Genomic DNA, 6,255 nt, shown 5'->3' with positions numbered 1-6,255 from the left:
TTGCGCTGCCGCTCGCAACGCTGCTTGTGCCACCGCTTGTGCCACCGCTTGCACCTCCATTAACTGACGCCAGCACGGGCTTGGCAAAGTCGATCGCCGGATCGGCCATCGCCGCCGCCGGCGCGCGCGCGCCGGCTTCAGTCACCGTGGCCACCACCGCGGCGGCCGGCTTGCCGCTCCACCACCAACTCGCCTCCAGATATTGGCGCGTCGCGTTGATCATGTTGTTGACGAGCTTGCCCATCAGCCGATATTCCCAGTACGGGAACAGATGGCTCGCCGCAATGGCGATCGCGCAGCCCACCACCGTGTCGATTGCGCGTTCGCCGATGATGCGCATGCTGCCCGGTGCGAGCAGATGGAACATCAGCAGCACATACGACGAAGTGAACACCACGCTCGCCGTGTAATTGAACAGCAACAGGCTGTAGCTCATCACCATCGACGCGAACATCACCACCATCAGGATGTGCGGCTCCTTCACGAAGATGATCATCGCGATACTCGCCGCGCAGCCGATCAGCGTGCCGATAATCCGCTGCCCGTTGCGCTGTTTGGTCAGCGAATAGCCGGGCTTCAGGATGATCACGGTGGTCATCACGATCCAGTACGCATTGGTGAGCGGCAGCAGACGTCCAAGCCAGAAGCCGACGGCCACCGCAATCGTGACGCGCAAGGCATGACGAAAGCTCGGCGAGGCCATGGTCAGGTTCGAGAAAATCTGCCCGAACGGCACACGCCGGCTCGACACGAAACGCGACAGCGCCTGGTCCAGACGCAGTTCGGTCTCCGTTGTGCGAGCTTCGCTCGAGAGGCTCTTGCGCATCTTGTCGATCAGACGTGTCGCGCTCCAGATACGGCGGAACGTGGCCGATATTGCCGAGTACGCCTCAGGATTCTGGGCAGGCATATTGTGCTTGCGCATCAGTTCGAGTTCGAACTCGATGGCGCGCAACTCCGCCTTGACGTTCACCCGCGTGCGCGGCGGCTGGTTCTGCAGCACCGCGAGGCCGATCTCTTCGAGGTCCGCTGCGGCCTTGCGGATCAGGTCACGGTAGAACATGAGCATGTCCGAGCCACCGAAGGTGTTGCGCACCATCGCATAGTCGGTATGCGCGCCGACGAACAGCTCGTGCAGGTCGACCGTATTGATGAACAGGTTGAAGAGCATGGCGCGGCGCGGTTCGAGCTTGCCGCTCTTGAGCTTGGGCAGGTTACGCAGCACGATGTCGCGCGCCGCGTCCTGACGGTCGACCGCCACGATCTGCCTTGCCACGAGGTTGCGATAGCAGTCGTCGAGGTCGTTGGCGAGATCGTAGAAGTCGGCCCGCGCGAGCAGATAGTCCGCGCAGGCAAACACGCTTTCGGCCAGCGCCTGCTGTTCGATGCGGTGCATCTGCCAGCGGCTCACGAAGGTGGACCAGTAGGTGTACCAAAGGCCACCCGCGAGAATCCATGACGCGTTGACGAGCGCCTGCATGGGAGTGAAGTGCTCTTCCAGCGTCACGATCATCATGAAGAGCGTGGCGAAGCTGATCTGCGGCCAGCGGTTGCCGTACACCACGATCAGGGACAGCACGAAGGTCAGCGGCACCACGGTGCACCAGAGCGCGACCGCATTGACCGTGGCGAGGCCGGTAGCGAGCGCCGACAGGAAGCCGATGACGCTGCACGCCAGCATTTCGTTGTGCTTGTACTTGAGCGGCCCCGGCATGTCGACGACGCACGCGCCGAGCGCGCCCGTGGCGATCGTGAAGCCCAGATCCCGGTCGTGGAACAGGGCGAGGCAGAGGATGGCCGGCAACGACACGCCGACTGCGATCCGCAGGCCGCCATAAAAGTACTGGCTATACAGGAATTTTTTGATTTCGACCGAATAGCGCATCGACTGCCTGGATTGGCGTATCACGCCCAAAAAGGGATTGCGGGAAGAGCCTCAAACCGAGATTGAGTCTAACTGATTTCAGACGGCGTCTGACCTCGTCCGTTTGGCCAGGTTTCGCCGCGACCATGCGTTCGGTATGCTCTCGTTCGATGAGCTGGCGGTTGTTTGTACGGAGTCCAGCTTAAGGTTGGGTTCGCGCCTGGCGTGCAGCGGCCGTCTAGCCGGCGATGCCGCCCGGCTGTGCCTCGCCGCCTGAGCGATTGCGCAAGACCTTGCGGTACTACAGCGTCCAAAGCAGCAGTGCACCGTAGATGCCATAGCTGATGAAGGGCGAGACCACGAGAAAGCGCTCGACAGGCCAGGTCCACGCCATCCACGAACGCAGTACGGTTTCCGCGGTGAGGCCTGCGCCCCAGATCGCGGTCATCATGCGCATCGAAACGGCAAACGAGGCGCGGTCGCGCCAAAGCGCGTCGATGCGTTCGGCTCCGCCCGTCATTTCCCGAGCGACGCTCGCGCGCGCCAGATAGAAGATGAGCGGCCGGGGCAGTGCCAGCGAGACGAGGAAGGCGACTCCGATCGCACCGGACACCAGCGACTCGCGCAGCAGCAGCATGCGTGCGCTGCCGCCCAGCGCCATGGCGCCGAGCGACAGCACGATGCCGATCAGCACGATCACGCTGAGTGCGTCGACGCGCCGGAAGCGCGCCAGTTCGACGAGGCTCCAGAGGACCGGCGGCACGGCCGACGCGATAAGTCCGCCCGTTTCGCCCCAGTGGGGCATGGCGAGCCGATAAGCGAGCCACGGCAACAGCAGGTTGACTGCCAGTTCGAGCAGGAGAGCGGGGCGCAGGTTCATGCGAGTGTTTGTTGTCGTTTATGGTGAATGGGGAAGGAGGCAGTATCGGCGACACGTTGGCAGCAGGCAACCGGTTTCAGGAAGCAGGCGGGCGAGACGGGCGCCGGCCTCGTGTGTACACTTGCGTTTCGTTGTTTCATACCACGCCATGACTTTCCGTTATCCCATCCCGCCCAATGAAGTCGAACTGACCGCCGTACGTGCGCAAGGAGCGGGCGGGCAGAACGTCAACAAGGTATCGAGTGCGATTCACCTGCGCTTCGACGTGCGCGCGTCGTCGCTTCCCGAGGTGCTGAAAATGCGGCTGCTTGCGCTGTCGGATCACCGCATCACGCGCGACGGTGTCGTGATCATCAAATCGCAGGAACATCGCACGCAGGAGATGAATCGGGCAACGGCACTGGCTCGTCTCGATGAACTGATTCAAAGCGTCAGCGTCACCCGCACGCCGCGCGTCGCAACGCGGCCAACGCGAGCGTCGGTGCGGCGCCGGCTCGACAGCAAGACGCGCCGCGGCGAAATCAAATCGGGACGCTCACGCATCGACGATTGAGTGCGCTGCAGCGGGGTATCGGGTCTGCGAAGAAGGCGTTGCGCGCATCCTGGCTGCACCGGCGCCGGAGTTCGCAGGTGTTTTCACTGCTGTGCGGGACGCGACACGCCCGGAATGAAATCCACGCAGAGGATCGTCGTGGCTCCATCGCGCTCGAGCGCCACTGCGGCGGTGTAGCAGTCCTCGCCGTCGATCAGCGAATAGTGCGGGCCCATCATCGCGACGCGTCCAGGCGCGGCCAGCGCGTGCTTGAAATAGGCGCGCCGCGACCAGTTGCTGCGCGTGGTCGCGAGCAACGGCGCAAGCCGCTGCGGCGGCTCCGGCACAGACGGCGCGCAAACGGACGGGCGGGTTTGCTCGCCCTGCGCATCCGTCACGAACACGCGGCGTGCTTCGGGAATATGAAACACCTGCAACGCCGCCTGCGCGAGATCGCCGCTATCGGCAAACGTGCTCGCCGCGGCCAGCACGGCTTCGGCAAAGCCCTTGAAGCCGAGGCGCTGGTGACGCGCGTGCTTGCGTTCGTAGTCGGCAAACTTGCGCCACATCGAATCGATCAGCGCGGGCACGCGCGCGCAGGCTGCCTGCACGGAGCCCTTCGGCTGACCGAGCCAGAAGCCTTGCACGAAGTCGACGTCGGCCTGCATCAGGATCATCAGCTCGTCGTCGGTTTCCACGCCTTCAGCGAGCACCAGCGTGCCCGACTGATGCAGCATGGCGATCAGGTGGCCGATCAGCGATTCGTCGCCCTGGCGCTTGCCGGCACGCGCCACCAGCGAGCGGTCGAGCTTGACAATGTCGGGACGGAAGCGCCACACGCGGTCGAAGTTCGAGAAGCCCGTGCCGAAGTCGTCGATGGCAATCAGGAAGTCGCGCGGCTGCGAAGCGGTTAGCATGCTTGCGACAGCCGATTCGTCGTCCGCCGGCTGCTCGAGCACCTCGATGACGATGCGCTCCTGCGGCAGTCCGAAGTGAGCAGACAATTCGTCGATAAAAGCACGCTGCGGCCAGCCGGTTTCGAATACCTGCGGGCGCGTGTTGAGAAACAGCCAGCCGACCTCGACGTTCTGCTCCATGAAGTTCGCCACGTGCAGGCAGCGGGCGATCCGGTCGAGTTCGCGCGCCTCGCTGGCCGAGCGCGTGCCGGAAAAGAGCACGTCTGGCGAAACCGGTAGGCCGACCGGATCGAAGGCGCGCAACAGCGCCTCATATCCGACGATACGCTGATGGGTAATCGACAATACCGGCTGGAACACGCTGTGCAGCGTGAGTGCCCGCCATGTGGCGGTCCAGCCGGCTTCTTCGCGCACCAGATGTGGCAGAAGGCCGCTGAGCGTCAGTTCTTCGACGGTCGGCATGATGACGTGGTGTCCGGCGTGCGGTGTGATGTGCCAACTGCAGTGCAAACCGATGCGCAAATTATCCCGGCGCCTGACCGGCGTAGTGCCGGGGCGGTGACGGGGCGGGCACGACTTTGCCCCAGGATGCGCAGATCGATACCAGCCACGCTGGCCCCCGGCGGATTGGTCGAAAATCAGTCTAGCAGTTCAGACTTCGCGTGAATGTACGGGTAATCACACACGCATGAAGCAGGCGGGCATATGAATAACGCTACCATGAGGGCGCAGCGGGCGCACGCCAAACTCCAGGCCGCGGCCTCGCGGGTCGGACGGTATTGTGAGCAGCTACAAGGGAATAGCGGGATCGCCCGAGGCCGGCTGCGCGGGCGTCTCTGCGGCGCAGGCTCAAGGCGTCCGTGAGTAAGAAGTCGGTTGCGGCGCGCGCAGCCCCGGCCGCTATCGCGGCCTGCAGGCAGGCCGTCGCGGATCAGATCGAGCGTTCGGAAATTCGCGTGGTGTCGAAGATCGCCTGAATGATTGTCTGACGTAAAGGGCAGTGGCAGCAGGGTTTGGGCCGCCGCTCCCGACCGGTCAGTATCAGTGCGTCGACTGCGGGACGTCGAGGATCAGGATGATAGTCCAGTCCGCGTCGCCGTCATGGTGATACTGGCGTTCCGCGACGATAAACGGTTGCTGTTTGCCATCCGGGCCGAGAAACAGTACGTCGCCTTCCATCGGCAAACATTCAACCGGCGGCAGCGCGAGAAACGCTTCCTGACCGCCGCGCGGCATCAGTTTTTCGATTTTGCGGGATGCCGCTTCGGTCCATTCGATGTCCAACTGGATGTTGCTCATGCTGTGCCTCCGCACCAGGGTGCGCACGGGTTGGGGGGGATTCGGTGCGCGACTTTAGCATACCGTCTGCACTGGCCGGACAAGAAAAAAAGCCGAAGCCGGTAGAGCCGGCTTCGGCTTTTTTGCCTTCGCAGCGTGCCTGCGAGGGGCGCCATCAATCGTTTAGTCGCGTTGAGTCTTGCCCAGGTCGCGCTTATTCGCCTGCATCGGCCTTCGCCGCCTTCTTGTGATGCGGCGCCATCTTGTGGTGTTTGGTCGACATGGCCGGCGCGTTTTCCATGGCTTGCTGCTTGGCTTGCAAGTCTTGCGCACGCTGCTCGACGTCGGCGGCCTTCGCCGGATCGGTGCTCATCGTGACGCCATTGTCCATCTGTGCATAGGCTGTACCCGTCAGGGCAGAGAGGGAAACCAGGATCGCCAGGGACACTTTCTTCATCGTTACCTCCGTAGAGTGGTTGTGGCTAGGTACTGCCTGTCCGATCAGGAAGGACAGTGCATTCTAGCGAGCAATATCCGCTCCAACAGAAGCTTTGTAACAGTTTTGACGGATAGTTACATTTGCTTACGTTTGCGGCCTATTTCCGGGATGACAGGCGATATGCAACGGGCGTTATTGCCGCGTGGCGAGCCCGCCCCTGGGCAGTGTCGGAAGAAGCTGCGCGGTCTCGACGCCGCCAGCTTGCCGCCGCTTTCGGGGGCATGCGGCGGGCGGCTCGCAAATAAGTACGTATAACTAACTAAAGGCGTGAAGCGCCGATGCGCG

At 63.0% G+C, this 6,255-nt stretch carries 5 protein-coding genes and 1 pseudogene; 1 reads left to right on the top strand and 5 read right to left on the bottom strand.

Annotation, left to right across the window (positions count from 1 at the left end):
* Positions 1-1,885, bottom strand: a 1,885-nt coding sequence (locus VGH41_RS17270; RefSeq protein ID WP_331598720.1) for an FUSC family protein, incomplete at its 3' end; no start/stop codon positions are given.
* A 217-nt stretch (positions 1,886-2,102) separates the two neighbouring features.
* Positions 2,103-2,744 (bottom strand): annotated as a pseudogene (locus VGH41_RS17265) (VC0807 family protein).
* A gap of 148 nt (positions 2,745-2,892) precedes the next feature.
* Between VGH41_RS17265 and arfB the strand changes: the two are divergent.
* On the top strand, positions 2,893-3,297 hold the full coding sequence (arfB, locus tag VGH41_RS17260) for an alternative ribosome rescue aminoacyl-tRNA hydrolase ArfB (protein WP_331598719.1): 405 nt from the start codon (positions 2,893-2,895) through the stop codon (positions 3,295-3,297).
* A gap of 83 nt (positions 3,298-3,380) precedes the next feature.
* Here the strand turns inward: arfB and VGH41_RS17255 are convergent, their stop codons facing one another.
* From VGH41_RS17255 to VGH41_RS17245, 3 genes are all read right to left on the bottom strand, one after another.
* Positions 3,381-4,655 carry an EAL domain-containing protein gene (locus VGH41_RS17255; protein ID WP_331598718.1) on the bottom strand — a complete coding sequence of 425 codons (1,275 nt, stop codon included), beginning with the start codon at positions 4,653-4,655 and terminating at the stop codon, positions 3,381-3,383.
* A gap of 579 nt (positions 4,656-5,234) precedes the next feature.
* On the bottom strand, positions 5,235-5,492 hold the full coding sequence (locus VGH41_RS17250; RefSeq protein ID WP_117333940.1) for a DNA-binding protein: 258 nt from the start codon (positions 5,490-5,492) through the stop codon (positions 5,235-5,237).
* Between the two features lie 193 nt (positions 5,493-5,685).
* Entirely contained in the window at positions 5,686-5,928 is a 243-nt protein-coding gene (locus tag VGH41_RS17245) for a hypothetical protein (protein WP_331598717.1), read from the bottom strand.
* Positions 5,929-6,255: the final 327 nt, after the last annotated feature.

Source organism: Paraburkholderia sp. (assembly GCF_036488795.1).
Taxonomy (GTDB): Bacteria; Pseudomonadota; Gammaproteobacteria; order Burkholderiales; family Burkholderiaceae; genus Paraburkholderia.
This window is presented reverse-complemented; position numbering and strand designations above follow the sequence as displayed.

Bases quoted from the DNA above. Each gene is read 5' to 3' on its own strand.
- VGH41_RS17245 (WP_331598717.1), bottom strand. From the start codon at position 5,928: ATGAAGAAAGTGTCCCTGGCGATCCTGGTTTCCCTCTCTGCCCTGACG.
- arfB (WP_331598719.1), top strand. From the start codon at position 2,893: ATGACTTTCCGTTATCCCATCCCGCCCAATGAAGTCGAACTGACCGCC.
- VGH41_RS17255 (WP_331598718.1), bottom strand. From the start codon at position 4,655: ATGCCGACCGTCGAAGAACTGACGCTCAGCGGCCTTCTGCCACATCTG.
- VGH41_RS17250 (WP_117333940.1), bottom strand. From the start codon at position 5,492: ATGAGCAACATCCAGTTGGACATCGAATGGACCGAAGCGGCATCCCGC.